Raw genomic sequence first — 26,591 nt, forward strand, 5'->3', positions numbered from 1 at the left:
GGTGGCGCCCGGCCCTGCCCGGCCGTGCCCAAGGAACGTGTTCACGAAACCTTCCGCGCCCGTTGCGCGGAAGTGCGCTCTGCGCTGTGCCGGGTGGCTCCTACTTGACCTACCTCACAGAACGAGCGGAGACGCACATGTGCAGCCCCGACCACCGGCCGGACACCCCCCGAGCGGGTGCCGACCGCCGTCTGTTCCTACGCGCCACAGCGATCGCCGGAGCCGGCAGCGCCCTGGCCGCCGCCGCGGGTGCGGCCCCCGCCGCCGCCGCACCGGCCACGCCGGAGCGCCACGATTGGCGCCCCGACCGGAACAGCCCCCGGTTCACCCTCGCCGTGATGCCGGACACCCAGTACCTCTTCGACAGCGCAACCATCAACCCCGAGCCCCTCGAGGCGTCCCTGCGGTATCTGCTGCACAGGGGCCGCGACGAGAACATCGTCTTCATGTCCCACCTGGGCGACCTCACCGAGAACGGCCGGCCGAACGAGTTCGCCGCGATCGGCGAGGCGTTCCGGCTGCTCGACACGAACCGCGTCGGGTACAGCGTGCTCGCCGGCAACCACGACATCAAGTCGTCCACCGACGACCAGCGTGGCCGCACCCCCTACCTGGACACCTTCGGCCCGAAACGTTTCCGCGGATCGCCCACCTACCGCGGGGCCACCCCGGACGGTTACAACAGCTACCACGTCTTCCACGCCGCGGGCCGCGACTGGCTGGTACTCGCCCTGGACTGGCGGCCCTCCGCGAAGGGTGTCGAGTGGGCGCGCGAGGTGATCCGCCGGCACCCGAAGGCACCCGTGATCGTGACCACCCACGAGCTCGTGTACGCCGACCGCGAGGGCGACGAGGCCCAGTTCTCCGAGTTCGGGCAACGGCTGTGGGACGAGCTGATCCGCGGCAACGACCAGATCTTCCTCACCCTCAACGGCCACTACTGGCCGGCGGCCCGTACCGTTCGCAAGAACGACGATGGCAACGATGTCCATCTGCACATCACCAACTACCAGAACCGCTACTACGGCGGCGCCGCGATGATCCGCCTCTACCGGTTCGACCTGGCCAGGAACACCATCGACGTCGAGACCATCTCCCCGTGGATCCTGGGTCGGGCCGAGAAACAGGAGCTCAACGAGCTGGAGGCCCAGGAGATCGAACTGACCGGTCCGCAGGAGCGGTTCAACGTGTCCATCGACTTCCGGCGGCGGTTCGCGGGATTCGCCCCGGTCACCCCGCGGCAGCCGCGCCCGGCGAGCCGGATGCTTCTTCCAGGGACGCTCGCCTACTGGCGGTTCGACAGCGGGCACGAAAACGGCTCACCCCTGACCGGCTCCGACCGCATCCGCGACCTGTCCGGCCACGGCAACCACCTCGTCACGGCGACCGCCCCGGGAAGCCCGGCCGGCATGCTCACCTGGTCCGACGACCACCACCCCGACCAGCCCGGGCACGGCAGCGTCCGTATGCTCGGCGGCAAGGCCCCGCTGCGCGGAACCTATTTCCGCACGGTGGCCGACGCTCCGATGAACACGGCCACCTTCCGCTCGGGCTACACCCTCGAGGTGTTCTTCAAGCTTCCGGCGTACTGGGAATCGGGCCGCAACGCCTGGTCGGGTCTGATCGGCCGGCGTGGCAGGAACGGCGACGCGGGCAGCACCATCGGAGACCCGGAAGAGCCGGTCGCCGCGCTCAATGTCTCCGACGCCCCCGCCCCCCAGTGGGCGGTCCTTCCGCTCAACCGCGAGGGAATCGCCACCAACTGGGGCGATGAGCTGCGCCTCGACACATGGTGGCACCTCGCCGTCGTCAACGACGGCTCCCACACGACGATGTACGTCCAGGGCTGCCCTGTCGCCCGGAACCCCAACGCCAAGGTGACGGGCATAGGCACCCTCGGTCTGGAGTGGCTCGTCGGCGGCTTCGAGTACGGCGGGCAGCTCGACCAGGTGCTCGACGGCTGGTTGGGCGACATTCGGATCGTCGCCAAGGCGCTGCCGGTGAGCAAGTTCATGATGGCCGACTGAGACGCGGGGGACGAGCGGGGGAAGAGCCCCGGTGCCGAGCACCGGGGCCCTTCCCTTACTGCCGTGCCATCGGCCGGGCTCAGTGCCGGACGTCCACGAAGATCGGGTTCGTGTACAGCCAGGTGTCGAGCCACGGGTCGCCGTCGCCCGGCTTGTGCGGGACCGGGCCGTGCGGGTCGACGGAGGCACCGAGCGGACCGGGGCCGTTGCGCCGCCCGTCGCTGCCGCGCAGCCGCAGGTAGAACGACTCCTCGGCCCGGCCCACCGGAATGCGCAGGGTGTAGGTGCCGGTGCGGTCGGAGACGTCCGAGGTGTGCACCACCTTGGTGCCGGGCGCGCGCCAGGAGTCGCGGTCCTTCGCCGGCCCGCGCACGGCTCCGCGGATGACGTCCACGTGCGCCAACCGCGGCAGCACCCCGTGGAAGTTGGGGCGCGAGGCGGTGGTGACCGTGACGGTCAGGGTGAGCCGCTCGCCCCGTCGCACCTGGAGCCGTCCGCCCAGGGTGGCGCCGCGGCGGTCGCCGTAGCCGGAGCTCAGCCGGACGTCGATGCCGTCGACGAGCTGCCCGTGGTCGACCCAGACCCGGCCCGCGCGCAGGCCCGCCATGACCTCGCGGTAGCCGTAGCGGGTCACACCCACGTGCGTCCGGCTGAACTGCCCCGGCCAGAAGTCGCTGCCCGGCTGCGGCTGCGAGGTGTTGACCGGGTCGGGCAGCTTGCCGGTGTTGTCGAAGTTCTCGCCCGGTCCCCAGTCGCCGTTGCGCCAGGTGTCCAGGACGGTGCGGTGGTTGTCGGAGTTGGAGGTGACCGAGAACAGCCTGCCCTCGCAGAGCAGCGCGTCCCACATCCCGCCGACGGTCGCCGTCATCCAGTCGAACCCGCCGTACGTCACATACGCCTGGTCGGGGTAGCCGGGCCAGGACTGGGCCGACGGCTTGTTCTCGTACTCGCCGCGAATGCTGGTGGCGCCGCGCAGGCCGGGCAGGGCCGCTCCCTGGGAACCGGGCGCGCCCTCCATGCCGATCACGATCTCCGGGGCGGCGTCTCGCCAGGCGCGTATCTCGTGCGGGGAGTTGATGCCGAGCCGGGAGGGGTGGTTGGCGAGGACGAGGACGTCGTCCACGTAGCCCTCGCTGCGCCGGTCCGCGAGCCACTTGATGCCGTCCACGGCGAGCTGCTCGTTGCCGGGGGTGTCCGCGTGGTCGGGCGCGCCCTGGGTGCGGCCGAGCAGCTTGCCGTCGTAGGACAGCTCGAAGCTGCGCAGCAGGTCGGCCTCGTGCGGGCCGGGGGGCGAGAAGACGGTGGCGTGCTCGGCGGCCGGGATGTACCACTCCAGGCCCTGGAAGACGAGCATGCGCGGGTTCTCGGCGCGGGCCTTGAGGACCTCGTCGTGTTCCTTGAGCGCCCCCCCGGCGTTGGCGTGGCCGAAGTTGCTGTGTTCGGTGAAGACCATCCAGTCCAGGCCGAACTGCGCGGCGCGCATGGCGAGCTGGGAGAAGGTGTACTTCGCGTCGTGGCTGTAGACGGAGTGCACATGGTGGTCGCCGACGAGGTAGACGAGGTCGGGGTCGTCGCCGTGGCCCCCGGCCGCGGCGGGTGCGGCCGCGGGTGCCGCGGGCCCGGCCGCGGCGGGGCTCGCGGAGAGCAGTGAGGCTCCGGCGAATCCCGCGCCGAACAGCCCCGCCCTGCGCAGCATCCCCCTCCGGGACACCCCTTGGCGGTCGAGATCCTCCTCCGGCACCCGCGGGTCGGCCCACTCGGGTACTGGACGCCTGTCGTTCGGCATGGGCCTGCTCCCTTGTCGTGCTCTGCCGTGCTGTGGTGACGGCCGAACGCTAGGCGGCGCGGGTGACGCGCGGATGAGCTCCGCGGGGCCGGGAGTTTACGGGGGCCGGTTCTGATCGGCGAAGCGTGCGTGGGCCCGTTCCGCCTTCCGCGGATTGTCCCGGTAGAGGCGCTTGGCCCACCAGGAATCGGGGCGGGCCAGCCGCAGCGCGGCGATCAGGGAGACGGCCGGGACGAGCACGCCGACCAGCCCGAGCCTCAGTCTGCCCTTGGAGACGGCGACGACCGTGCACATGAGGTTCCACACCACGGTCGCGGCCGCGGCGGCGCGGCTGACCCGGCTGACGTCCCCGGCGACGTCCTGGGCCGGGGCGACCCCGATCACGAACATGGCGACCAGCGCGGTGGTGAGCACGACGACCTCGACGGACAGCCGGCCCTGCGGGGTCCAGTAGACGTCGTGCAGATGCAGGATCAGGGCGAACTCGTCGAGGACGAGTCCGATGCCGATGCCGAACACGGCGGCGCCGAGGATCGCCAGGGCTCCGGTGCCGCGCGCTCCGATGGCGAGGAAGCCGCCGAGCGCGGTGATGATGACGCCCGGGACCACATGGTGGATGTGCGTCCCCTCGACGCTGAGGTTCTTGAACGGGCCGCGCCCGGCGCGGATGAGGGTGGTGATGCCGCGGGTGATCGCGAAGGTCAGTACGAAGGAAGCCAGCGCGACCAGCAGGGGCAGCCTCTCGTGCCCGATGATGGTGTTGTGCCACCACTGGTCGAGGCTCGACCCCCGCGCTGCCGCCGGGTGGAGGCCTGCTCCCATGTCACCACCGTGCCCCGCGGCGGCGGGTGGCGCCCGCCCGCCGAGGCCAAGGGGGTGACCGCCCCGGGGTGCGCTCTGCCCTCGGCCCGGGCTACTTGGCCAGGGAGTCGTGGTCGCCCATCACGATCACCGGATGGTCGTGGGGGGAGAGGGTGCGCAGCAGTTCGGCCATCTGGCGCTCCGGCAGGGTGACGCAGCCGTGCGTGGGGCCGCCGTGGTCGACGTGGAGCCAGATGCCGCCGCCGCGCCAAGGGCCCATGGGCTGCCGGGGATCCAGGGGCGAGGAGCCGGGAACGCGGTTGTAGTCGATCGCCACGACGTAGTCGAAGGAACCGCGCAGCGCCTCGCCGCGGAAGCCGGTGCCCCCGATGGTGAATCCGGTCGAACGGTGGTACGGCAGTGCGCTGCCCGGGTCGGCCCTGTAGCCTCCGGCGTCACTGAGGGTGAATACCCCGATCGGGCTGCGCAGATCGTTGACGTGGTGGTGCCTGGTCCAGCCCCGAAGGGCGTTGTGCGCCGACCAGACCTCGCCGGGCCTCCAGCGGCCGTCGTCCGTGCGGGTCCATAACGCCGCGGTTGTCTGCGAGGAGTCCTTGCTCCTGCCCCGGGCCACCAGCACCTGGCGGGAGGATGCGGGGACGGCTGCCCGAGTGGCCGGGCCCAACCCGGGGATCTCGGTGAAGGTCCTGGTGAGGGCGTGGGACCTGGAGCGCGCGGCGGTGTCGGGGCCCGCCGGGGCACCGGCGGCGTCCGGGGTGGAGGAGCTGTGCGGCGAGCTCCGGCTGTCGGCCGAGGCCGGGCCGCCCGGCGAGGCCAGGGTGAGGTATCCGGCGGCGGAGGCGACGATCAGCGCGGCCGTCCCTCCGGCGAGCGCGGCCGGTCTGCGGCGGCGTGGGCGGCGGCGGCCGCGGTGGCGGCCCTGGCCGGGCTCGGATGCGGGTCCTGGGGTGGAACCTGACGCGGCGGCAGCGGTCATGCGGTCGATACTGGCAAAGGGCCGATCGCCGAAGGAACGCGGGGTGGGCGCACATGTGTCTTGTTGACGCCAGGAGTTGACATCGGAGGCCGCTCGGTCCGGGCCAGCCAGGGATCATCGGACAGGACGACGTGTCGGACAGGACGATGTACGGCATGCCCCGTATTGCCGGGTGTACGGGGCCAGGTGCGCGGGGCGGGAGGCGGGGCCGCCTCCGGGGCGGTGGCGGCCCCGGCGCGATTCGAGGCCGTCGTCCGGCCGGTGGAGTGCGCCCAGTCGTGGCCGCGCCGCTCCTCGATGTGGTCGGGGCCCGGGCCGGGGCCGAGATGCCCGTAGGTCCGCGCCCGGCCGGGACGGTGCGGCCGATGTCGCCGAGGGCCCCGAGATCTCGCTGATGGCGTGGTGCGCGCCGTCCTCGTTCCCGGTGACGACCACACCGGCCACCGCTTGTGCTCGAGCGCCCGGCCCGCTCAGGCGCCCGGCGGGGGCGCCCGTCCCGCCGCGGCGTCAGGCGAGGGTGCGGGCGACCGCCTCGGCCACGACATCGCGCAGAGATCCGCCGCGGCGGATCGCCTCACGCTGCGCATGAGCCCCGTTGCCGCGTTCCAGCACCCGCTGCAACTGATGCTCGACCAGATCGAGGTCGCCCGACTCCTTCAGGGCGGGGCCCACATGGTCGGCGAGAGCCCGCAGCACGACGGCGGCCGGGGCCGGGCGCCGGCTGAGCGGATGCACCAGCTCGCCCGCGAGACCGGACCGGGCGGCGCGCCAGGAGGCCAGGCGCAGCAGATGCGTGGGCACCTGGTCCGGGGCCTCGCCCGCCCGCCAGGCCCGGGCGGAGGTCTCGACCAAGCCCCTGACCAGCGCGGCCACCAGGACGGTGTCGTCCGCGTCCAGGCAGACATCCGCGATCCGGATCTCCACGGTCGGATACTTGCGGGACATCCGGGCGTCGAAGTAGACCATGCCCTCGTCCAGCAGTGTGGCCGAGTCGAGCATGGTGCGGATCATGGACCGGTACCCCTCCGGCGAGCCGAACAGCTCGGTGGGACCCGCCGACGGCCAGCGGCTCCACACCAGGCTCCGGTAGCTGGCGTAGCAGGTGTCCTCGCCCTGCCAGAACGGCGAGTTGGCACTGAGTGCCAGCAGAGGTGCGAGCCAGGGGCGCATCCGGTCCAGGACCGCCACGCCCTCCTTGTCCGACTCCACTTCCACATGCACATGGCATCCGCAGCTGAGCTGCTCGTGGGCGAGGAGCCCGAAGGCCTCGAGCATCCGCCGGTAGCGGGGCTTGGGGGTCAGCGACGGATCGACGGGCAGCGGCGACGTGGCGAGCGCCGCCACCTCCGCCCCGGCCTGCCGGGCCCGCCCGGAGGCGTCCCGGCGCCAGCGCCGGACCTCCCGGGCGACATCCGCCATCGACGCGCACGGCCTGGTGCCGGTCTCGAGCTGCTCGCGCTGGAGCTCGGCCTCGAGCGCCTGGCCCCCGGCGGTGTCCATCGCCGGGGCCGCGCTCAGCATGGCTTCGGCGAAGGCGCGGGGTACCCCCCCGACGGGGTCGACGATCAGTAGCTCTTCCTCGACCCCGACCGTCCGTGCGTGCGAGTTTGTCACATCAGATAGGAATTTCCCTTTTCGCGCCGCGGAAACTTCGCCGCTCACCCGGGTGGCCCCCGGCCCCGATGCCGACCGGATCCGAGGGTGGCCCCGGTCCGCTCCGAACGGCCCTTTCCCCCCGCCCGTGACACCCCGTGCCAGGTCCATGGGCGCACACGACGAAAGGCCCACACGAAAGGCCCACACGACGAAAGGGCCCACACGACGAAAGGGCCCACACGACGGATGGCCAACACGACGGATGGCCCACACGGCGGATGGCGCGCACGGGGAATGGGCGCGCACGGGGAATGGGCGCGCACGGCGAATGGGCGCGCACGGCGAATGGGCCCACACGGCGAATGGGCCCACACGACGAAAGGGCACACGACGGATGGCGCGCACGGCGAATGGGCGCGCACGACAGCGCCGAGGGAAGCCGAGACGCTGTCGCCGTGCGCGTGCGCGCGTGGTGGCGCGGCGGTGACGGCTGGGAGGCGAGCCGCCGCCGCGTCCGGCGCCCACCCTCGCCCCCAACCGCTTCGTCCCACACCACCAGGGATTGCTCCCTCATCCCTGTTCTCTCCTGCTTCTCTCCTGCTTCTCTCCTGTCTCCCGCCTCCTCGGGCGCGGCCCCCCTTGCTGGAGGGGCCCCGGCACCATGTGGCTCAATGGAGTCGGGAGCAGGCGGGCAACAGGAGGAGGCGGGGATGGACGACACCGAGGTGGATGCCTATCTGGCACGCATCGGGGCCGCGCGGCCCGAGCGGGCAGGGTCCGACGGGCTTCGGGACCTGTCGCTGCGGCACCTGACGACGGTGCCGTTCGAGAACCTGAGCATCCACCTGGGCGAGGACATCGTCCTCGAGGAGAAGGCACTGCTGGACAAGGTGGTCCACCGGCGGCGCGGAGGCTTCTGCTACGAGCTCAATGGTCTCTTCGGCGCACTGCTGTCCGCCCTCGGCTACCGCGTCACGCTCATGTCGGCCCGGGTCTTCAACGGCACCGAGGCCGGTCCGCCCTTCGACCACCTCGCACTGCGCGTGGAGACCCCGGCGCCCTGGCTCGTCGACGTCGGCTTCGGCGACCACAGCCACTTTCCGCTGCGGCTGGGAACGAGCACGGAGCAGGACGACCCCGCGGGCACCTTCACGATCCTCGAGACGGCCGACGGCGACCTCGACGTCCTCAAGGACGGTGAGCCGCAGTACCGGCTCGAGCAGCGCCCGCGCGAGCTGGCCGATTTCGTCCCCGCCTGCTGGTGGCAGCGCACCTCGCCGGACTCGCACTTCACCCGGGGGCCGATCTGCTCGCGGCTGACCGAGGACGGGCGGATCTCCATCGGCGGCCGCACTCTGATCCGCACGGTCGACCGGCAGCGGTACGAGACGGCGTTGGAGTCCGACACCGAACTGCTCGCCGCCTACCGCACCCACTTCGGCATCACCCTGGACCGGGTACGGGGGGCGGCCGCCACCGAGTGACCAGGACCGCCCGGCTGCCCGGCCGGGCGGCCGTTCGACGGGCCGCCCCAGAGGCCGGCCGACCGGCTAGGGGTACTCGTCGCTGGAGAAGATCCCGATCGCGTTGGGCACCGGGCGCTCGAATCCGCCCGACGGGTGGTTGCGCACGGTCACCCCGTCGGCGCCGGGGTCGCGGGTGGCCAGGGTGGACGAGCCCCCGCCGTCGAGGTTGACGGCCGAGTCGGCGCCGATGTCCTCCATCAGCCCGGCCAGTTCACTGATCGTCAGCCCGGCGCTGGTCTCGGCCGCGCCGTCCAGCGCGAGCACGTAGAAGCGGTGGCCTTGCGAGCCGGTGCCCGCCGAGGTGCGGGTGGCGGCGACGACGTTGTCCAGCCCCGGCAGCGCACTGCCGTCACGCAGGATGGGCGCGCCGCCGACCGCGAACGTCAGCTTGCCGCTGCCCTGGGCGACCAGGCGGTGGGCGAGCTGCACCGGGTCGCCCGGCTCCAGCTCGCGCAGGGCTTGCGCACCCGCCTCACGTCCCACCAGCACCACGGCGTCGGGAGCGATGGCGCCGCGCCCCGGGGCCGTGGAGACCTGCGAGACGATGCCCTTGGTCACCGTGACCTCGTAGGTGTCGGTGGTGCAGGGGGCCCCGCGCACGGTGTCGGTGCCGCAGGTGGCGCGCACCCGTGAGGGAGTGCCCCACAGCGAGGTGTAGGCGCCGATCCCGCCCACGGGCAGGGCGTACTGGTTGAACCCGCGCAGCGGCAGCGTTCCGTCGCGGGTGAGCACCGCTCCCTCGAGGGTGAGGCGGTCCAGGCGAGCGGTGCGGCCGGGGCCCAGCCCGATGACGTCCTCGGTGGTGGTGCCGGGCGCGAGTGCTGGGCCGAACCGCTGACCGTTGGGCACCGCCGCCTTGAGCTCCTTGCCCGCGGCGACCGCCGGGCCGACGGCGGCCCCCGTGGCCTCGACACCGGGGTGCTGGGTCTCGCTGATGTTGAAGAAGTCCCCGTTGACCGCCGCCACCGCTCCCCGGGCGTCCGCCAGTTCCGAGACCGGCGCGCGGGCGGCCACGGCGCCGGGGTGCAGCAGGTCCATGCTGACGTGCGGGTCGAGCAGGTCGGCGGAGACGACATGGCCCCGCACCTCGCCGTGCGACGCGGTGATGGTGAAGTCCTGGTACTCCACGCCGGGCGCGACCTCGACGGGTTCGGCGTACCGGACCTGCGGCGCCGCACCGCTGGCAGGACCGGCGCCGATCAGCCCGCCGCCCAGGAACGCCCCCCAGGCGGCCAGAACCGTCACCGCTGCACGCGCATGTCCGAAACGCCGCACGACCGGGCTCCTGACGTAGGGTCAGCCGACTGCCGCAGCATAGGTCGGGGCGATGCCCGACGGCAGTGAACTGTCGGCCGACCCGAGCAGAACACCTCGATCGGATGAACGCTTGCTTCACCTGCGGCTACCGAGTGTTCAACCGCCCTGCGGACGCGGTCTGTTCGGCGTTGGCGAGCCCCCGGTAGCTTCACGTCGGCGCGCCGGGAGCGAACGGGACCGGACGGCGAGCCCGGACAGAGGGGCCGAACGGAGGGGCCGCACAGCGGGGGCCGGATGACGGTCCGTCAGCGGCGGCACGGGTCAGGGCGGGGAGGTCAGTCAGCGATCGGACGGCGAGGCCGGACGGCCGGCTCGGACAGCGAGGTCGGACAGCGAGGTCAGGCGGAGAGCCGACGGCTGAGAGGCGGGGCACAGTGGTGACCAGGCGGGGCACGGCGGCCAGCGGGAGCGGCTTCGGAGCGGGGAGAGCGGGAACGGTCGCGGTGCTCGCGGCCGCCGCGGTGGCCGCGGCGGTACTGCCCGCCGCCGCACAGCCCTTCTCCGGCAGCGGCGGGCACCACGGCCGGGCCGTCACCGTCGAGCGGGGCGGCCCCGACCGCACGGTCGCCTTCCGCACCCGGCACACCGGAGAGGCGGTCCTCACACTCGATTCCCTGGCGCCCGGTGTCTCCTGGGGCACCGAGGGCAGCGAGTCCGCCGTCGTGTCGGTGCGTGTGGACGGACGGTACGTCACCGACCTCGTGATCCCGTCGGACCGGCCGATCGAGCGCTCCTTCTCAGTGGGCCGGTTGCGGGAGGGGCACCACCGGCTCAGGTTCGGCTTCGCACAGGACCGCTCCCCGGCCGGGGCCACCCGCGCGCGCGTCGCCGGCATCGCCGTCCACGTCGCACGCGCGGACAGGCCCGAGGCGCTGGTCCTTCGGCACGCCCCGGTGCTGTACGGGCGCAATGTCGCCGCGCTGGGCGACCGCTTCCAGAGCGCCACCACCGACACACCGCTGCTCGCCTACCACGAGGTGCTGCCCGCGCGGATCCCCGGCCACAAGGTGCTGCAGTACTCGGTGATCTGGAGCAACGAGGACGGCGGCACCGACTCGCCCGCGCTCATGGCCCGCTGGGGCCGCACCACCGACATCGAGTGGGCCTACCGCGTCGAGGTGGACGAGCACGGAGACCGGGTGCCGGGCACCGGCGTGTACCAGGCGGCGAACCACCGGACCCTGCCGTTCACCGGCACCTACGAGGGCGACCGCCCGCTGCTGGAGACCTGCACCTCCAACAACAACCTGTGCGACCGGGTCGACGACCCCATGCGCTTCTCGCTCGCGCCCGACCAGTCCCTGCCCACCGGGCAGCCCCGTGAGCACCTCATGGACACCAACCCCTGGACCTATCCGGTGATGGGCCAGGAGATGCTGCGCGAGGGCAAGGTGGAGTCACCGCCCGACCCGCGGACACCCGCCCTCGGCGACCAGCGCGCCTACCTCTACCTCGCCGTCGCCCACACCGCCACGCCTTCCGACCAGACCGGCAGCGTCGGCCTCGCGGTCGCAGTGCGGCTCAAGGGCGACGACAAGCTCTACACCTCCCACCACTGGATCGCGGGCCACTCCATCACCCGTGACGGCACGGCGGCCACGACGGTGGAGCTGCCCGCGGGCACCGGGGCCGCCGACATCACCGAGGTGGTGGGGCTGCGCACCCCGGTCCGGGAGAGCGAGGCCACCGTGCGGGTCACCCGTATCACCCGGGCGTTCCTGCTGCGGCAGGACTATCTGCCGGACGCCTCCTTCATCGACTGGACGGGCGGGATGACGCTGACCCCGCAGGCACCGGCAGCCGTCCTGTGGCAGCCGGGCGGCTGACCCGCCCGCATGTGAACGGACCCCGCCGCGCTCACGATGCCGCCTGCGCCGGCCGCTCTCTCCACCACGCCTGCGCCCGGCCCGCTCTCACCACGCCGGTTCCGTCCCGCTCGGCAGGGTCCCCCGATCCGCCGCGTCACGCAGATGCGCCAGCAGCACCCGGCGCAGCTCCCGTGCCGCGCGGGGCGGGGCCACGTCCTTGCGGTGCGCCAGTGCGATCGTCCGGCGCAGGCCCGGTGGAGCGAACGCGGCGCCGACCAGTCCCGCCCGTTCGGCGACCATGCTCGGCAGGACCGCCAGCCCGAGGCCCGCGCGGACGAACGCCAGCACCGCGTCCAGCTCCCCGCCCTCCACGGTGAACGTCGGCTCGAACCCGGCCGCCCGGCACGCGGCGACGGTCAGCTCCCGCAGGTCGTAGCCGTGCCGGAACATCACCAGGGGCTGGTCCCGCAGGTCCTCGGGCACCACGGCACGCCCTCCTCCCGGCAGCCCCTCGGCCGAGGACGAGGCGGCGACGAGCTCCTCGCTCAGCAGCTCGGTGGTGACGAGTGCCGGGGACTGGCTGGGCAGCGGCAGGGTGACCAACGCCAGGTCCAGACTGCCCCGGGCCAGCTCACGCACCAGGTCGTAGGAGCCGTTCTCCTCCACGAGCAGCTGGATTCCCGGGTGCAGATCGTGGAAGGCCCTGAGCACATCGGGTACCAGCCCGGTGCACAGGCTCGGTGTCGCCCCGAGCCTGACCCGGCCGCGCCGCAACCGGGCGAGCTCCTGCACCTCGAGGCGGGCCGTGTCGGTGTCCGCGAGGATCCGGCGGGCCAGCGGCAGCAGTGCCTCGCCCGCGTCGGTCAGCGCCACATTGCCGCGCGCCCGGCTGAACAGCTCCGCTCCCAGTTCCCGCTCCAGGGCCCTGATCTGCTGCGACAGTGACGGCTGGGCGACATGGACCCGCTCCGCCGCCCTGGTGAAGTGCCGGGTCTCCGCGACGGTGACGAAGTACAGGAGCTGCTGGAGCTGCATGGCCCCACGATAGACGACGATAGGCGATGACTATCGACATCAGCCGCACCATGTCTTGGACCTCTGTGCGGCATCGGTCCTACCGTCGATGACCATGGCACTCGCGACCAGGACGGCCAGTCCGTCCGCCCTCCGCACGCTCTGGGGGTCGACCGTCGGCAAGAAGGCGGTCATGGCCACCACCGGCGTGCTCATGCTGCTGTACCTGGTCGCCCACATGCTGGGCAACCTCAAGGTCTTCTTCGGGCCCGACGACCTGAACGGCTACGCCGCCTGGCTGCGCACCCTCGGGCAGCCGGTGCTGCACCACGAGTGGTTCCTGTGGACGGCGCGCTCGGTCCTGCTCGCCGCGGTCGTCCTGCACGGCGTCTGCGCCTATCAGCTCAGCCGCCGCGACATCGCCGCCCGCCCCACCGGCTACGCGCACAAGCGGCACCGGGCGAGCTACGCCACCCGCACCATGCGCTGGGGCGGAGTGATCCTGGGCCTGTTCATCGTGTGGCACATACTCGACCTGACGACGCTGACGGTGAATCCCCGGGCGCAGCAGGGCCACCCCTACGAGAACCTCGTCGCCTCCTTCAGCACCTGGTACGGCGGCGGGGTCTACATCGTGGCGATGCTCGCCCTGTGCCTTCATGTGCACCACGGCTTCTGGAGCGCGGCCCAGACCCTCGGCGCCAACAGTGCCCGCCGCGACCGGGCGTTGAAGATCACCGCCACCGTGCTGGCCGCCGCGCTGACCATCGGATTCCTGTCCGTTCCGGTCGCGGTGATGACGGGGCTGGTGCGCTGACATGACGGGAAGCGACATGAAACACCGCACCGCGCACACCCCCTCCCGCACCGCCCCCCAGACCGCTGCCCGCACAGCGCCCCGCACCCCCCGGTACTCCGTCGGCTCTCCGATCGCCGACACCAAGGCACCGGACGGCCCGGTCGAGCGGCGCTGGGACCAGCGGCGGTTCGAGGCCCGGCTGGTCAACCCCGCCAACCGCCGCAAGCACACCGTGATCGTCGTCGGCACCGGCCTCGCGGGCGCCTCCGCAGGCGCCACCCTCGCCGAACAGGGCTACCGCGTCACGCAGTTCTGCTACCAGGACTCCCCGCGCCGCGCCCACTCCATCGCCGCCCAGGGCGGTATCAACGCGGCCAAGAACTACCGCAACGACGGCGACAGCGTCCGCCGTCTGTTCTACGACACCGTCAAGGGCGGCGACTTCCGCGCCCGGGAGTCCAATGTCCACCGGCTCGCCGAGATCTCGGTGGAGATCATCGACCAGTGCGTGGCGCAGGGAGTGCCCTTCGCCCGCGAGTACGGCGGACTGCTCGACACCCGCTCGTTCGGCGGCGTCCAGGTCTCCCGCACCTTCTACGCCCGCGGCCAGACCGGGCAGCAACTGCTGCTCGGCGCCTACCAGGCCCTGTCCCGGCAGATCGCCGCCGGCGCCGTGGAGATGCACGCGCGCACCGAGATGCTCGACCTGGTCGTGGCCGACGGCCGGGCCCGCGGCATCGTCGCCCGTGACCTCGTCACCGGCCGGATCTCCACCCATCTCGCCGATGCCGTCGTCCTGGCCACGGGCGGCTACGGCAATGTCTTCCATCTGTCGACCAACGCCAAGAACTCCAACGCCACCGCCGTCTGGAGGGCCCACCGCCGCGGCGCGTACTTCGCCAACCCCTGCTTCACCCAGATCCACCCCACCTGCATCCCGCGCTCGGGCGACCACCAGTCCAAGCTCACCCTGATGAGCGAGTCCCTGCGCAACGACGGGCGGATCTGGGTGCCCAAGGCCAGGGGGGACACCCGTCCGCCGGAGCGGATCCCCGAGGACGAGCGCGACTACTACCTCGAGCGGATCTACCCCTCCTTCGGCAACCTCGTCCCGCGCGACATCGCCTCCCGTGCCGCCAAGAACGTCTGCGACGCGGGCCAAGGCGTCGGACCCGGCGGCCAGGGCGTCTACCTCGACTTCGCCGACGCCGTCGCCCGTATGGGCCGCGAGGCGGTCGAGGCCAAGTACGGCAACCTCTTCGAGATGTACGAGCGCATCACGGCCGAGGACCCCTACCGGGCGCCGATGCGCATCTACCCGGCCATCCACTACACGATGGGCGGGCTGTGGGTCGACTACGACCTTCAGACCACCGTGCCGGGCCTGTTCGCCATCGGGGAGGCGAACTTCTCCGACCACGGCGCCAACCGCCTCGGCGCCAGCGCGCTCATGCAGGGCCTCGCCGACGGCTACTTCGTGCTGCCCGCGACCCTCAACGACTACCTGGCCCGAGCCCCGCACCAGCCGGTGGCCGACGACCACCCCGCCGTCGCCGAGGCCGTGGCCGGCACCGAGGACCGGCTCAACCTCCTGCTCGCCGTGGGCGGCGACCGCACCCCCGACTCCTTCCACCGCGAACTCGGCGCCCTGCTGTGGGACGAGTGCGGTATGTCCCGCACCGAGGCCGGTCTGCGCAAGGCACTGGAGCGCATCCCCGAGCTGCGGGAGGAGTTCTGGCGCCGCGTCAGGGTCCCCGGCGGCGGAGCGCAGCTCAACCAGTCGCTGGAGAAGGCCAACCGCATCGCCGACCACCTGGAGCTGGCAGAGCTGATGTGCCTGGACGCCCTGCACCGCGAGGAGTCGTGCGGCGGCCACTTCCGGGAGGAGAGCCGCACCGAGGACGGCGAGGCCAGGCGCGACGACGACCGCTTCCAGTACGTCGCCGCCTGGGAGTTCACCGGCCCCGCGTCCGCCCCCGTCCTGCACCGGGAGCAGCTCGCCTTCGACCACGTCCACCCCACCCAGCGGAGCTACGCATGAGGCTCACCCTGCGCGTCTGGCGCCAGACCGGCCCCGGGGAACCCGGTGCGATGACCGAGTACCAGGTCTCGGGGATCGTCCCCGAGATGTCGTTCCTCGAGATGCTCGACGTCCTCAACGAGGAGCTGATCCTGCGCGGTGAGGACCCGGTCGCCTTCGACCACGACTGCCGCGAGGGGATCTGCGGGGCCTGCGGGATGGTCATCAACGGGCAGGCGCACGGCCCGGAGCGCACCACGACCTGCCAGTTGCACATGCGGGAGTTCGGGGACGGCGACACCATCGACGTCGAACCCTGGCGTGCCGCGGCGTTCCCCGTGGTCAAGGACCTCGTGGTGGACCGCTCGGCCTTCGACCGGATCATCGGCGCGGGCGGCTACATCACCGCCCCGACCGGAAGCGCCCCCGACGCCCATGCCGTACCGGTGCCGAAGGAAGCCGCCGAGACGGCGTTCGAGAACGCGGAGTGCATCGGCTGCGGCGCCTGTGTCGCCGCCTGCCCCAATGGCTCGGCGATGCTGTTCACTTCGGCGAAGGTCGTGCACCTCAATACCCTGCCGCAGGGCGCGCCGGAGCGGGAGAGCCGGGTGCTGGGCATGGTCGGGGCGATGGACGCCGAGGGGTTCGGGGGCTGCACCAACGCCGGGGAGTGCGCGACCGCCTGCCCGAAGGGCATCCCGCTGCCGAGCATCGCCGCCATGAACAGGGAGTACCTGCGGGCGGCCCGCAGGGCACCGCGGTGAACGCGGGACCCAGGGGCCGCCCGGCCGCATCGGTTCATCGGGCCCGATACAGCCGTCAGGGCCTGTCCACGGCGACCGCGGTGTAGGTCGTCGTCGGCTGCGGCTCCACATCGAAGCGGGCATTGGGCAGATACAGGCGCCGGCCGTGCACGGCCACCGTCGTGGGGATCTGGAACCGCGGATCGGTGATACGGGTGGTCCTGCGGCCCGACGTCCCGGCCTCGTCCAGCTCGAAGACGTCGATGGCGTTCTGCTGTTGCTGCACCACGTACAGCGTGCGGCCGAGCAGGAGCATCCCGTCGCCGTTGGGCAGGGTCGCCCGGCCGAGGTCCACCACCCGCGTGCGGCCGGTGCCCGGGTCGACGCGGTGCAGCAGGCCCGCGCTCGTCGCCTGGACGACGAGCAGGGCCCGGTGGTCCGGTGTGCGCGTGATCCCATTGGCGTTGAAGTCCGGCCGCTGGTGCCAGTCACCGGTCAGTGGAAGGCGCACCACTTGTCCGGGGCCGGGCAGAGCGCCGCCGGGACCGAGCGGCAGGGCGTACAGCACCGCGTTGTAGGAGTCGGTGAACCAGGCCGCGTCGGGGGTGAGCACCACATCGTTGACGAACGCGGTCCCGGTGGCGAACGCGTAGGACGCGAGGATCTTCCCGCTGCACGCGTCCACCACCCTGGCGTCGCCGGCACCTCCGCCCGCGAGGAACAGCCGCCCGCGGTGGTCGATCCTCAGGCCCACCGTCGCGGTGCCCGGTCCCTTGCTGATGACCGCGCCCTCGCCGGTCGCCAGCGACGCCCGGTAGACATCGCCCGTGGCGAGCGAGCCGAAGTAGGCGTACGGCGTGCTTCCGATGGTTATGCCCTCCGGCTGGAAGCCGTCGGGAAGCGCGATGGTCGTGGGGAACGAGCGGGCGGGTGCGGCATGGGCGGCCGCGGCCCCCAGCGCCGAACCCGCCACCAGCGCCGCAGGAACGGCCGCGCCCAGACGCACAACCGCGCGCCGTGGTATGGATGCTGTCATCGAGTGCCCCCGTCGTTGGCAACAGCGGTCACGTGCGTGCCAACCCCACCACGGGCCCGCCCGTAGCTCAACCCGTAGCCGTACGGGAACAGTGACGGCTTGCCGTCCCCGTCGTTGATCGGCTGCTGGTCCGCGCTGCGCATCCATGTCACCGGCAGCTTCCCGGTGGGGGAGTAGTCGCCGTAGAGGACATCGGCCACACCGCCGCCCTCGGTGCCCGGCAGCCACGCGGCCAGCAGGGCCTTCCAGTCGCTCAGCCGGGCGGAGACATCCAGTGGCCGCCCGGACACGAGCACCACGACGACGGGCACACCCGAGGCCTTCAGCCGTGCCAGCGTGGCCAGATCCTCCGCGTCCAGGCCCATCCCGTCCTGGCGGTCGCCCTCGAACTCGGCGTAGGGACGCTCGCCGACGACGGCCACCGCGGCGTCGTAGCTGCCGTCGATGCCCACGCCGTAGCGGTCGTACACGACCCTCGACGGGTCGGAGGCCGCCGCCCGCATGCCCTGCAGAACGGTCGTGCCCTCGGTGATGGCGCCGCCGGCCCCCTGCCAGGTGATGCTCCAGCCGCCGCTCTGATTGCCGATGTCCGAGGCGGACTTGCCTGCCACGAAGACCTTCGCCGACTTGCGCAGCGGCAAGGCGGCCGAGGCGTTCTTCAGCAGCACCTGGGACTTGCGCACGGCCTCGCGGGCGAGTTGCCGATGGGCGGCCGAGCCGACCGTCGAGGTCCAGGAGCGGTCGGTGAAGGGGTGCTCGAAGAGGCCGAGTTCGAACTTCTTGGTCAGGATGCGGCGGTTGGCGTCGTCGATGCGCGACATGGGAATGCGCCCGGCCGCCACCTCTTCGCGCAGCAGGCCGATGAACCTCGGGTACTCGTACGGCACCATCGCCATGTCGATCCCGGCGTTGATCGCGGTGCTGATCTCGGCGCCGGTGAAGTCCTTCTGCCCGTCGAGCTGGTCGATGGCCGCCCAGTCCGAGACCACGAAGCCCTTGAAGCCGAGCTCCTTCTTGAGGACATCGGTGATCAGGTAGTGGCTGCCGTGCATCCTGGCGCCGTTCCAGCTGCTGTACGACACCATCACCGAGCCGACGCCCTTGGCGACCGCGTCCTTGAACGGCGGCAGGTGCAGCGCGCGCAGCCGCGCCTCCGACAGCCGGGTGTCGCCCTGGTCCTTGCCGCCCGTGGTGCCGCCGTCGCCGACGTAGTGCTTGGCGGTGGCGAGCACGGAGGCGGAGCCGCCGAGCGACTGTCCCTGCAGTCCCGTGATCATCGTGGTCATCGCGGTGGCCAGTTCGGGCTTCTCGCCGAACGACTCGTAGGTGCGGCCCCACCGGTCGTTGCGCGCCACGCACAGGCAGGGCGCGAAGTCCCAGTCCACGCCGGTGCCGGAGACCTCTTCGGCGGTGGCGCGGCCGATCCTGCGCACCAGGGCGGGATCCCTGGTCGCGCCGAGTCCGATGTTGTGGGGGAACAGCGTGGCGCCGCGCACGTTGTTGTGGCCGTGGACGGCGTCGGCCCCGTAGATCATCGGGATGCCGAGCGGGGTGGACAGGGCCGCGCTCTGGAAGGAGTCGTACATGTCGGCCCAGGACGAGGCCGTGTTGGGTGTGGGCGCCGAGCCGCCGCCGGACAGGACCGAGCCGATGCGGTACTGGGCCAGGTCGGCGGGCGAGGCGGGCTCGGTGCGCTCGACCTGGGTCATCTGGCCGATCTTGTCGTCCACCGTCATCCGGGCGAGCAGATCCTCGACGCGCTGGGCGACGGGAAGCGAGGCGTCGCGGTAGGCGGGTTTGCCGGTGCCCCCGGCCGTCGCGGTGGCGGGGGAGGGCGCGAGGGCGCAGCCGGACACGATGGTCGCGAGCAGGATGCTCACGCGCACCCGCCCACGTGATGTCCGCCGGGATACCTGCCGGGATGTCTGCCGGGATTGAGTGATATGCGTCATTCGCCCCATCTTTCGTCATCCGCGGCGGACAGTCGCTCAACCTGCCCCCGACGCGCCGTGAACGGGCGTCAGCCGGCGGTGCAGACCGGCGTCGGGGCGGCGTTGGTCCCGCGGGAGAGACCCGAGAGTCCGAAGGTGACCTTGCCGCCCGCCGCAACGGTGCCGTTGGAGGGTGTGTTGGTCACCGTCTGGGTGCTGCCGCCGCCGTGGTCCACGGCCTCCCACAGGGAGCCGAGGGACTGGCTGCCCGGCCAGGTCCAGTTGACCTTCCATGAGTTCAGCGGTGTGGAGCCGGTGTTGGTCACCGTGACCGAGGCGGTGAAGCCGTCGGACCACTGGCTCTCCACCCGGTAGACCGCCGAGCAGCTCTTCGCGCTGCTCGCACTGCTGGAACTGCTCGCGCTCGCGGAACCGCCGACGCCGGCGGCGCCACTGGCCGATGCGCTGCCGCTCGGCCCGGGAACGGCCGACTGCGGGGCGGCCTCGGGGCTCGCCTGGACCCCGGCCGCCGCGGTCGTGTCGAACGAGAAGCTCTTCGTGGCCAGCCCCTTGCCGCCCTGCCAGATCTCGAACCCGGCCTCGGCGCTGATGAAGTAGTGCGAACGGTTGATCGAGCCGCGCATGGTGGCGTCGTCGATGAGGGCCTTGACGTCCAGGTCGCTGACGGAGGCGACCCCGGTGGGCAGGACGTAGGAGATCACGTTCCACGACACCTGGCGTCCGGTCCACACGTCCCAGGTGCGGCCGTCGAGGAAGGCGGTCCCGGTCTTGGAGCCGTACGGCCGCACATCGCCGTTCTTGTCCAGCCAGATCATCAGCTCCGTGCCGTCGGGCTGTCCGCTGGTCGTGGGGGTGGAGTTGAACCACAGGTCGTAGGCGGTGTTGAACACGCCCGTGGCCGTGGGCTCGGTGTCCCAGGAGGTCGTGGCCGTCTCCAGATCGGCGACCTGCGCGGGAAGCCCGCTCTTCGCGGTGCAGGCACCCCAGTGGCAGCCCTTGTACAGCGACGGGTAGGCCGCGGGCGGCCCGGCCGTGGAGAGGTTGTAGTCCGCCTGGGACACCCTCCAGGCGGTGTCGCCGTCATAGGCCACGCACCCCTGGCCGGCGGAGTTCCAGCTGTTGTTCTGCAGCGTGTGCTCGCCCTTCGCGATCCGGATCGTGCCCGACGGCTCGCAGGTCGAGACCAGCGGGGCGGGAGCGCCGGCGACCGGCGTGCCGGTGGCTCCGGGCGGAGGCGCCTGCGGTACGGACGGTGCGCTGTGCGCCTGGGGGGTCCGGTGGTCCCTGTCCGGCAGCGCGTCGGCGATGGGCACGATCACCGCCGCGCTGATCGCCGCCGCCGCGGCCATTCCGCACAGACGACGCTTGGTGAGCGTTCCCAGCCTGGCGCGCATCGACCCTCCGAGGGTAAGTGGAATGATCACCTTTCAGTTGTTGTCGTATCACACGATCGAAACATCCCGTTTCACGCCGCGTCGCATAGGTCCGGAAGAGTGATGTGCAGTCACCGTTTCCGGTGTGCGCACATGTGTGGCTCCTGGTAGACCGGGCAGGAGAGGCCGCGTCCGCGACCCCGGGTCACAGTGAGGGATGCCCCATGGAACCGTCCAGGATCCTCGTCGTCGGAGGCGGCTTCGCCGGTGTCGAATGCGCCCGCCGACTGGAGCGGAAGCTGGCGGCCACCGAAGCCGAGATCACGCTCGTCTCCCCGTTCGGCTACCAGCTCTACCTGCCGCTTCTGCCGCACGTGGCCTCGGGAGTGGTCACACCGCAATCGGTCGCGGTGTCCCTGCGCCGGATCCTGCGCCGGACGACGATCGTTCCCGGCGGAGCCATCGGCGTGGACACCCGAGCGAAGGTCTGCGTCGTCCGCAAGATCAACGACGAGATCGTCGATGTGCGGTACGACCAGATCGTGCTGGCGCCCGGAAGCGTCACCCGCACCTTCGACATCCCCGGTCTGGACGAGTACGCGTACGGCATGAAGACCCTCGCCGAGGCCGCCTATGTGCGTGACCACGTGATCGAGCAGCTCGACCTCGCGGCGGCCGGCAACGACGAGGCCGAGCGTGCCTGCCGCCTGCAGTTCGTCGTGGTCGGCGGCGGATACGCGGGCACCGAGACGGCGGCCTGCCTGCAACGCCTCACCACCGCGGCCACGCGGCGCTACCCGCGCCTTGACCCGCGCCTGGTCAAATGGCACGTGGTCGACATCGCGCCGAAGCTCATGCCGGAGCTCGGCGACCGGCTCGGCCGCAAGGCCCTGGAGGTCCTGCGCGACCGCGGTATCGAGGTCTCCCTCGGAGTCTCCGTGGCCGAGGTCGGCGCGGACTCCGTCAAGCTCACCGACGGCCGGGTCCTGCCCTCGCACACGCTGATCTGGACCGCCGGTGTCGCGGCCAGCCCACTGGTCGGCACGCTCGGGGCCGAGACGGTCAAGGGCCGACTGGCCGTCACCCCGTACATGTCCGTGCCCGGCGCCGACGGAGTCTTCGCCCTCGGGGACGCCGCCGCCGTCCCCGACCTGGCCGTCGGCGGGGGAGCGGTCTGCCCGCCCACCGCCCAGCACGCCCAGCGCCAGGGCAAGGCCGTCGCGGAGAACATCATCGCGTCGCTGCGGGGCACGCCCATGCAGCCGTACCGGCACCGGGACCTCGGACTCGTGGTCGACCTCGGAGGGGCGGACGCCGTCTCCAAGCCACTCGGTGTGGAGATGTCCGGACTGCCGGCGCAGGCCGTCGCCCGCGGCTACCACCTGATGGCGCTGCGGACGAATGTGGCGAAGATCAGGGTCGGCACCAACTGGACGCTCAACGCCATCGCGGGCGACGACTTCGTCCGCACGGGCTTCCAGGCCCGGCGCCCCGCCCGCCTGCGCGACTTCGAGTTCACCGACTCGTATCTGACGCAGGAGCAGGTGCGCGAGCACACCGCGTCGCCGGCGGCCGGGCGGTGAGCCGTCCGGCGGCACGCTGCCGCGCGCCCTGAGACGTGCCGGGTGAAGGGGGTGGGGGCGCGGATCGGGAGGCGGTCCCCGCCCACCCGGGAGTCATTCATGACGCCCGCGTGATCAGGGCCCCACTTGCCGCCGCACGCGGCTTCGAACGTGTATGCCCACTACGGCCGTGGGCATGCCAACTGTGATCGTCACACGCAGACACCCCAGGGGGAGGCGTCCATGCCGCTGATCAACTACTCCGTGCTGGCGAGCCTGGTCCACGAGCACCAGCAACTCGTGGACCACGCTTACCCGCTCGAGCCGTCCCAGCAGAGCCGGCTCGAGGACCTGCTGTACACCCTCGGTGTCTACACCGGCTTCCGGGAGCCCCAGGAGGCGGTGACGGAGGCGCACCGCCTCCTCAATCTGCGCCTGGGCGTCGAGCCCGCCTCGGCGTGACCCGGCGCGGGCCCGGCGTCCCGGGCTCGGTGTCTGGGCTCGGTGTCCTGGGCTCGGCGTCCCGGACCCCGGCCCCGGCCGCACTGGCCCGGCGTCCCCGTCGGCCGCCGGTTGTCACGGTGTGCGGGTGATCCCCAGCCTGGCGATCCGGCCCTTCTCGCCCGCCGCCCAGCAGGCGAGGTCGCGGGTGCAGGAGACGGTGTCGAACGAGCCGGCGTCGAAGGTGCGCCACTGGTGGCCGCCGTCCGTGGTGAGGTCGCTGCCCGTGGGGCCCACGGCGATCGCGACCGAGCCGAACGGGGCAACCCATGCCGCGCCGGAACGGTAGGCCACCGGGGGCCGCTCGGACGGGTGCCAGTTCCTGCCCCCGTCACGGGTGACCGCCGAGGCGTTCGGGGAGGCCTGGTCCGGGCGGTAGTCCCCGCCCACGGCGATCCCGTGCCGGGCGTCCCTGAACGCCAGGGCGAAGACGCCCTTGGCGGGGTCCCCGGCCGGAACGGACGAGGCGGCCGCCGTCCAGGTCAGCCCCCGGTCCCCGGAGTGCAGGACCCGGGCCGTCGCCGCCCCGCCGGTGGCCAGCCACACATCCTTCGGCCCCGAGGTCACCAGGCACTGCCCGCTCGCCGCGAACGACGCCTCGCCCTCGAGGGCGGGCGGCATGCCCGCCGAGGGAAGGACCCTCCAACTGCGCCCGCCGTCGCCCGTGGACAGGACGCGGTACTTGCCGTCGACCGGGTCGCCGACCGCGAGCCCGTGGCGGTCGTCGAAGAAGGCGACGCAGTCGTAGAACGCCTTGGGGTCGGTGTTGCGGAAGCTCTCGGTCCAGGTCCTTCCGCCGTCGCCGGTGCGGTAGACCCGTGAGGCCTCGCCCTCACCGATCGCCAGCACCACGGCCCGCCGGGCGTCGAACGCCTCGACATCGCGGAACTGGAGTTCGCCCGCGCCCGGCGGGGAGACGTTCTCCCAGGTGCTTCCGCCGTCGGTGGTGCGCAGGACGGTGCCCGCCGAGCCCGCCGCCCAGGCGGTGTTGCGGCTGACCGGGGCCAGACCGCGAAAGCGCGCGGTGCTGCCCGTCTCCTTCGGCTCCCACACCGGCTTCCAGGAGTGCGCCCCGGATCCGGGCGCCCCGGCGGCCCCGTTGGTCCCGCTCGCCCCGGCCGCGCCCGCCTCGGACGTCCCCGCTTCCGCCCGCGCCGGCAGCGTCACCGCCGCCAAGAGCGCGGCCCCCGCCAGTCCCACCGATACCAGACGCCTCATCAACCCCACGGCTCTCATGGCGGCCGAAACTAGCCCAGCCCCTGGGGCCCGTCCAGGGTGCCTACGCGGCCGGGGCGCGGGTGAGCTGCGTCTCAGTGGGCCCGGGCGGCGTTGCCTATGCAACTGAGTGCATAGCAGAGTGTCCGGTATGGCCCTCGAGCACGCGATCCTCGTCTCCCTCCTGGAGCAGCCGGGGTCGGGATATGAGCTGGCCCGGCGCTTCGACCGGTCCATCGGGTACTTCTGGACCGCCACCCACCAGCAGATCTACCGCGTGCTCAAACGCATGGAGAACGACGGCTGGGTCGACGTCCGCGAGGTCGCCCAGGACGGCCGGCCGGACAAGAAGGAGTACTCCGTCGCCGAGGCGGGCCGCTCGGCGCTGTCCGGATGGCTGCGCGACCCCGTGGAGCCGGAGACCATCCGCCACGACCTGGCGGTCAAGATCCGCGCAGTGGCGTTCGACGACCCGTCGGCCCTGATCGCCGAGGTCGTACGCCACCGCGAGATCCACGTCGCCCGGCTGGAGCACTTCCTCGAGGGCGAGAAGCGCGACTTCCCGGACCCCGGTGCCCTCGGCACCAGGCAGACCCTCCAACACGCCGTCCTCCGCGGCGGTATCGCCTTCCAGCGGATGCACATCGAGTGGCTGGACGACGTCCTCGCCACGCTGCACCGGCTGCGGCCGGACAACTGACCACACCACCCCCAGGAGACCCCCAGATGGCGGACCCGCTGCTGTTCAATCCGCGCACCTACGACCCGGCCCACTTCGACGACGAGACCCGCCGCATCCTGCGGGCCACCGTGGAGTGGTTCGAAAGCCGCGGCAAGAAGGCACTGGTCGACAGCTACATCGAGCGCGAGTGGTACGCCGACTTCCTGGAGTTCATCGCCAAGGAGGGCGTCTTCGCCTCCCTGCTGACCCCCGCCGCCGAGGCCGGGGGCGACCCCGGCAAGCGCTGGGACACCAGCCGGGTCGCCGCCTTCAGCGAACTGCTCGGCTTCTACGGTCTCGGCTACTGGTACACCTGGCAGGTCACCATCCTCGGCCTCGGCCCGGTCTGGCAGAGCGGCAACGAGGCCGCCCGAGCCCGCGCCGCCGAACTGCTGCGCCAGGGCGACGTCTTCGCGTTCGGCCTGTCGGAGAAGACCCACGGCGCCGACATCTACTCGACCGACATGGTCCTGACCCCGGACGGTGAGGGCGGGTTCCTCGCCAATGGCGCCAAGTACTACATCGGCAACGGCAATGTCGCGGGCATGGTCTCCGTCTTCGGCCGCCGGGCCGGCATCGAGGGCCCCGACGGGTACGTCTTCTTCGCGGCCGACAGCCGCCACCCGCACTACCGGCTGGTCAAGAACGTCGTGAACTCGCAGATGTTCGTCAGCGAGTTCCACCTCGACGACTACCCGGTCCGCGCCGAGGACGTCCTGCACACCGGGCAGGCCGCGTTCGACGCCGCCCTCAACACCGTCAACGTGGGCAAGTTCAACCTGTGCTTCGCCTCCATCGGCATCTGCGAGCACGCGATGTACGAGGCGGTCACGCACGCGCACAACCGAGTGCTCTACGGCCGTCGCGTCACCGACTTCCCGCATGTGCGGCGGGAGTTGGCCGACGCCTACGCTCGGCTCACCGCGATGAAGCTGTTCAGCGACCGGGCCGTGGACTACTTCCGCACCGCCGGTCCCGAGGACCGCCGCTACCTGCTGTTCAACCCGATGACCAAGATGAAGGTCACCACCGAGGGCGAGAAGGTCATCGACCTCATGTGGGACGTGATCGCGGCCAAGGGCTTCGAGAAGGACACGTACTTCGACAAGGCCGCCCGCGACATCCGCGGCCTGCCCAAGCTCGAGGGCACGGTCCACGTCAATCTCGCCCTGATCCTGAAGTTCATGGGCAACTACCTCTTCCAGCCCGCCGAGTACCCGCCCGTGCCCACGCGCCACGACCCGGCCGACGACACCTTCCTCTTCCGCCAGGGCCCGGCCCGCGGGCTCGGCTCCATCCGCTTCCACGACTGGCGGGCGGCGTACGAGGAGTTCGCCGACGTGCCGAACGTGGCCCGGTTCCGCGAGCAGGCCGAGGGCCTGTGCGAGCTGCTGGCCAAGGCGGCCCCCGACGAGACCCAGAAGAAGGACCTCGACTTCCTCCTGGCCCTCGGCCAGCTGTTCGCCCTCGTCGTCTACGGTCAGCTCATCCTGGAGCAGGCGCGGATCACCGATGTCGAGCGCGACGTCGTGGACGAGATCTTCGACGTGTTCGTCCGGGACTTCTCCGCGCACGCCACCGAGCTGCACGGCAAGGCGTCCTCGACCGGGGCGCAGCAGGAGTGGGCGCTGGCCCATGTGCGCAAGCCGGTCGTGGACACCGAGCGGTCGGCGCGGGTGTGGGCGCGGGTGGAGGCGCTGTCCGGCGTCTACGAGATGCGTCCCTGAGCGCCCGCCCGGGCGGCGGCGAAGACCGAGGCGGCGGCGGGCCTGCCGCGTAAGCCCGCCGCCGCCGTCC

General features: G+C 71.9%; 20 protein-coding genes and 1 pseudogene. 10 read left to right on the forward strand and 11 right to left on the reverse strand.

The genetic code is table 11. The annotated features are described in order from the left end of the window. The first annotated feature begins 137 nt into the window (after nucleotides 1-137). Nucleotides 138-2,027 carry a LamG-like jellyroll fold domain-containing protein gene (locus IEY86_RS18480; RefSeq protein ID WP_189132844.1) on the forward strand — a complete coding sequence of 630 codons (1,890 nt, stop codon included), beginning with the start codon at nucleotides 138-140 and terminating at the stop codon, nucleotides 2,025-2,027. Between the two features lie 79 nt (nucleotides 2,028-2,106). Here the strand turns inward: IEY86_RS18480 and IEY86_RS18485 are convergent, their stop codons facing one another. From IEY86_RS18485 to IEY86_RS18500, 5 genes and pseudogenes are all read right to left on the reverse strand, one after another. Next, nucleotides 2,107-3,813 (reverse strand): PHP domain-containing protein, encoded by a 1,707-nt coding sequence (locus IEY86_RS18485; RefSeq protein ID WP_189132845.1) that lies wholly within the window; start codon nucleotides 3,811-3,813, stop codon nucleotides 2,107-2,109. 96 nt (nucleotides 3,814-3,909) lie between these two features. Next, the gene (locus IEY86_RS18490; protein WP_189132846.1) at nucleotides 3,910-4,635 is read right to left on the reverse strand and encodes a hypothetical protein; all 726 of its coding nucleotides are present in this window, start codon (nucleotides 4,633-4,635) and stop codon (nucleotides 3,910-3,912) included. A gap of 91 nt (nucleotides 4,636-4,726) precedes the next feature. Further along, entirely contained in the window at nucleotides 4,727-5,611 is an 885-nt protein-coding gene (locus IEY86_RS18495) for a L,D-transpeptidase family protein (RefSeq protein ID WP_189132847.1), read from the reverse strand. 191 nt (nucleotides 5,612-5,802) lie between these two features. Beyond that, nucleotides 5,803-6,055 (reverse strand): annotated as a pseudogene (locus IEY86_RS38095) (flavodoxin family protein); the annotation flags it as partial. Nucleotides 6,056-6,118: 63 nt separating this feature from the next. Then, complete coding sequence (locus tag IEY86_RS18500) at nucleotides 6,119-7,225, reverse strand: glutamate--cysteine ligase 2 (RefSeq protein ID WP_229698549.1); 1,107 nt, start codon at nucleotides 7,223-7,225, stop codon at nucleotides 6,119-6,121. A 692-nt stretch (nucleotides 7,226-7,917) separates the two neighbouring features. Here IEY86_RS18500 and IEY86_RS18505 point away from each other — a divergent pair. Then, a complete protein-coding gene (locus IEY86_RS18505) occupies nucleotides 7,918-8,691 on the forward strand; it encodes an arylamine N-acetyltransferase family protein (protein WP_189132849.1) in 774 nt (257 codons plus the stop codon). Nucleotides 8,692-8,757: 66 nt separating this feature from the next. Here IEY86_RS18505 and IEY86_RS18510 read toward each other — a convergent pair whose 3' ends face one another. Beyond that, nucleotides 8,758-10,008, reverse strand: a complete 1,251-nt coding sequence (locus IEY86_RS18510) for a phosphodiester glycosidase family protein (RefSeq protein WP_189132850.1) — start codon at nucleotides 10,006-10,008, stop codon at nucleotides 8,758-8,760. 416 nt (nucleotides 10,009-10,424) lie between these two features. Here IEY86_RS18510 and IEY86_RS18515 point away from each other — a divergent pair, with 416 nt between their 5' ends. Then, a complete protein-coding gene (locus IEY86_RS18515; RefSeq protein ID WP_189132851.1) occupies nucleotides 10,425-11,876 on the forward strand; it encodes a hypothetical protein in 1,452 nt (483 codons plus the stop codon). Between the two features lie 87 nt (nucleotides 11,877-11,963). On the opposite strand, the gene IEY86_RS18520 is transcribed toward IEY86_RS18515, so the two are convergent. Then, nucleotides 11,964-12,893 carry a LysR family transcriptional regulator gene (locus tag IEY86_RS18520; protein ID WP_189132852.1) on the reverse strand — a complete coding sequence of 310 codons (930 nt, stop codon included), beginning with the start codon at nucleotides 12,891-12,893 and terminating at the stop codon, nucleotides 11,964-11,966. A 94-nt stretch (nucleotides 12,894-12,987) separates the two neighbouring features. Between IEY86_RS18520 and IEY86_RS18525 the strand changes: the two genes are divergently transcribed. Genes IEY86_RS18525 through IEY86_RS18535 form a run of 3 tightly spaced genes read left to right on the forward strand, consistent with a single transcriptional unit; the run spans nucleotide 12,988 to nucleotide 16,455 of the window. Then, on the forward strand, nucleotides 12,988-13,689 hold the full coding sequence (locus tag IEY86_RS18525) for a succinate dehydrogenase cytochrome b subunit (protein ID WP_189132853.1): 702 nt from the start codon (nucleotides 12,988-12,990) through the stop codon (nucleotides 13,687-13,689). 16 nt (nucleotides 13,690-13,705) lie between these two features. After that, on the forward strand, nucleotides 13,706-15,712 hold the full coding sequence (locus IEY86_RS18530; protein WP_189132854.1) for a fumarate reductase/succinate dehydrogenase flavoprotein subunit: 2,007 nt from the start codon (nucleotides 13,706-13,708) through the stop codon (nucleotides 15,710-15,712). After that, nucleotides 15,709-16,455 carry a succinate dehydrogenase/fumarate reductase iron-sulfur subunit gene (locus tag IEY86_RS18535; RefSeq protein WP_189132855.1) on the forward strand — a complete coding sequence of 249 codons (747 nt, stop codon included), beginning with the start codon at nucleotides 15,709-15,711 and terminating at the stop codon, nucleotides 16,453-16,455. Before IEY86_RS18530 ends, IEY86_RS18535 begins: the two co-directional genes overlap by 4 nt. A 55-nt stretch (nucleotides 16,456-16,510) precedes the next feature. Here the strand turns inward: IEY86_RS18535 and IEY86_RS18540 are convergent, their stop codons facing one another. The 3 genes from IEY86_RS18540 to IEY86_RS18550 all read right to left on the reverse strand — a co-directional run bounded on the left by IEY86_RS18540 (nucleotide 16,511) and on the right by IEY86_RS18550 (nucleotide 20,816). After that, nucleotides 16,511-17,470, reverse strand: coding sequence for an SMP-30/gluconolactonase/LRE family protein (locus IEY86_RS18540; RefSeq protein WP_189132856.1), 960 nt, complete (start codon nucleotides 17,468-17,470; stop codon nucleotides 16,511-16,513). Continuing rightward, nucleotides 17,467-19,356 (reverse strand): glycoside hydrolase family 3 protein, encoded by a 1,890-nt coding sequence (locus IEY86_RS18545; RefSeq protein WP_229698550.1) that lies wholly within the window; start codon nucleotides 19,354-19,356, stop codon nucleotides 17,467-17,469. Before IEY86_RS18545 ends, IEY86_RS18540 begins: the two co-directional genes overlap by 4 nt. A gap of 134 nt (nucleotides 19,357-19,490) precedes the next feature. Further along, entirely contained in the window at nucleotides 19,491-20,816 is a 1,326-nt protein-coding gene (locus IEY86_RS18550; protein ID WP_189132858.1) for a GH12 family glycosyl hydrolase domain-containing protein, read from the reverse strand. Between the two features lie 203 nt (nucleotides 20,817-21,019). Between IEY86_RS18550 and IEY86_RS18555 the strand changes: the two genes are divergently transcribed. Continuing rightward, the gene (locus tag IEY86_RS18555; protein ID WP_189132859.1) at nucleotides 21,020-22,378 is read left to right on the forward strand and encodes an NAD(P)/FAD-dependent oxidoreductase; all 1,359 of its coding nucleotides are present in this window, start codon (nucleotides 21,020-21,022) and stop codon (nucleotides 22,376-22,378) included. 222 nt (nucleotides 22,379-22,600) lie between these two features. Beyond that, nucleotides 22,601-22,819, forward strand: coding sequence for a DUF5133 domain-containing protein (locus IEY86_RS18560; RefSeq protein ID WP_189132860.1), 219 nt, complete (start codon nucleotides 22,601-22,603; stop codon nucleotides 22,817-22,819). Between the two features lie 114 nt (nucleotides 22,820-22,933). Here IEY86_RS18560 and IEY86_RS18565 read toward each other — a convergent pair whose 3' ends face one another. Next, entirely contained in the window at nucleotides 22,934-24,076 is a 1,143-nt protein-coding gene (locus tag IEY86_RS18565) for a WD40/YVTN/BNR-like repeat-containing protein (protein ID WP_229698551.1), read from the reverse strand. Between the two features lie 148 nt (nucleotides 24,077-24,224). Here IEY86_RS18565 and IEY86_RS18570 point away from each other — a divergent pair, with 148 nt between their 5' ends. Both IEY86_RS18570 and IEY86_RS18575 read left to right on the forward strand, forming a co-directional pair. Next, a complete protein-coding gene (locus tag IEY86_RS18570; RefSeq protein WP_189132862.1) occupies nucleotides 24,225-24,773 on the forward strand; it encodes a PadR family transcriptional regulator in 549 nt (182 codons plus the stop codon). Nucleotides 24,774-24,799: 26 nt separating this feature from the next. Then, on the forward strand, nucleotides 24,800-26,521 hold the full coding sequence (locus IEY86_RS18575; protein ID WP_189132863.1) for an acyl-CoA dehydrogenase family protein: 1,722 nt from the start codon (nucleotides 24,800-24,802) through the stop codon (nucleotides 26,519-26,521). Nucleotides 26,522-26,591: the final 70 nt, after the last annotated feature.

It is taken from the genome of Wenjunlia tyrosinilytica (genome assembly GCF_014646055.1).
In the GTDB taxonomy this organism is placed as follows: Bacteria; Actinomycetota; Actinomycetes; order Streptomycetales; family Streptomycetaceae; genus Wenjunlia; species Wenjunlia tyrosinilytica.

Bases quoted from the DNA above. Each gene is read 5' to 3' on its own strand.
- IEY86_RS18480 (WP_189132844.1), top strand. From the start codon at position 138: ATGTGCAGCCCCGACCACCGGCCGGACACCCCCCGAGCGGGTGCCGAC.
- IEY86_RS18485 (WP_189132845.1), bottom strand. From the start codon at position 3,813: ATGCCGAACGACAGGCGTCCAGTACCCGAGTGGGCCGACCCGCGGGTG.
- IEY86_RS18490 (WP_189132846.1), bottom strand. From the start codon at position 4,635: ATGGGAGCAGGCCTCCACCCGGCGGCAGCGCGGGGGTCGAGCCTCGAC.
- IEY86_RS18495 (WP_189132847.1), bottom strand. From the start codon at position 5,611: ATGACCGCTGCCGCCGCGTCAGGTTCCACCCCAGGACCCGCATCCGAG.
- IEY86_RS18505 (WP_189132849.1), top strand. From the start codon at position 7,918: ATGGACGACACCGAGGTGGATGCCTATCTGGCACGCATCGGGGCCGCG.
- IEY86_RS18520 (WP_189132852.1), bottom strand. From the start codon at position 12,893: ATGCAGCTCCAGCAGCTCCTGTACTTCGTCACCGTCGCGGAGACCCGG.
- IEY86_RS18525 (WP_189132853.1), top strand. From the start codon at position 12,988: ATGGCACTCGCGACCAGGACGGCCAGTCCGTCCGCCCTCCGCACGCTC.
- IEY86_RS18530 (WP_189132854.1), top strand. From the start codon at position 13,706: ATGAAACACCGCACCGCGCACACCCCCTCCCGCACCGCCCCCCAGACC.
- IEY86_RS18535 (WP_189132855.1), top strand. From the start codon at position 15,709: ATGAGGCTCACCCTGCGCGTCTGGCGCCAGACCGGCCCCGGGGAACCC.
- IEY86_RS18540 (WP_189132856.1), bottom strand. From the start codon at position 17,470: ATGACAGCATCCATACCACGGCGCGCGGTTGTGCGTCTGGGCGCGGCC.
- IEY86_RS18550 (WP_189132858.1), bottom strand. From the start codon at position 20,816: ATGCGCGCCAGGCTGGGAACGCTCACCAAGCGTCGTCTGTGCGGAATG.
- IEY86_RS18555 (WP_189132859.1), top strand. From the start codon at position 21,020: ATGGAACCGTCCAGGATCCTCGTCGTCGGAGGCGGCTTCGCCGGTGTC.
- IEY86_RS18560 (WP_189132860.1), top strand. From the start codon at position 22,601: ATGCCGCTGATCAACTACTCCGTGCTGGCGAGCCTGGTCCACGAGCAC.
- IEY86_RS18565 (WP_229698551.1), bottom strand. From the start codon at position 24,076: ATGAGGCGTCTGGTATCGGTGGGACTGGCGGGGGCCGCGCTCTTGGCG.
- IEY86_RS18570 (WP_189132862.1), top strand. From the start codon at position 24,225: ATGGCCCTCGAGCACGCGATCCTCGTCTCCCTCCTGGAGCAGCCGGGG.
- IEY86_RS18575 (WP_189132863.1), top strand. From the start codon at position 24,800: ATGGCGGACCCGCTGCTGTTCAATCCGCGCACCTACGACCCGGCCCAC.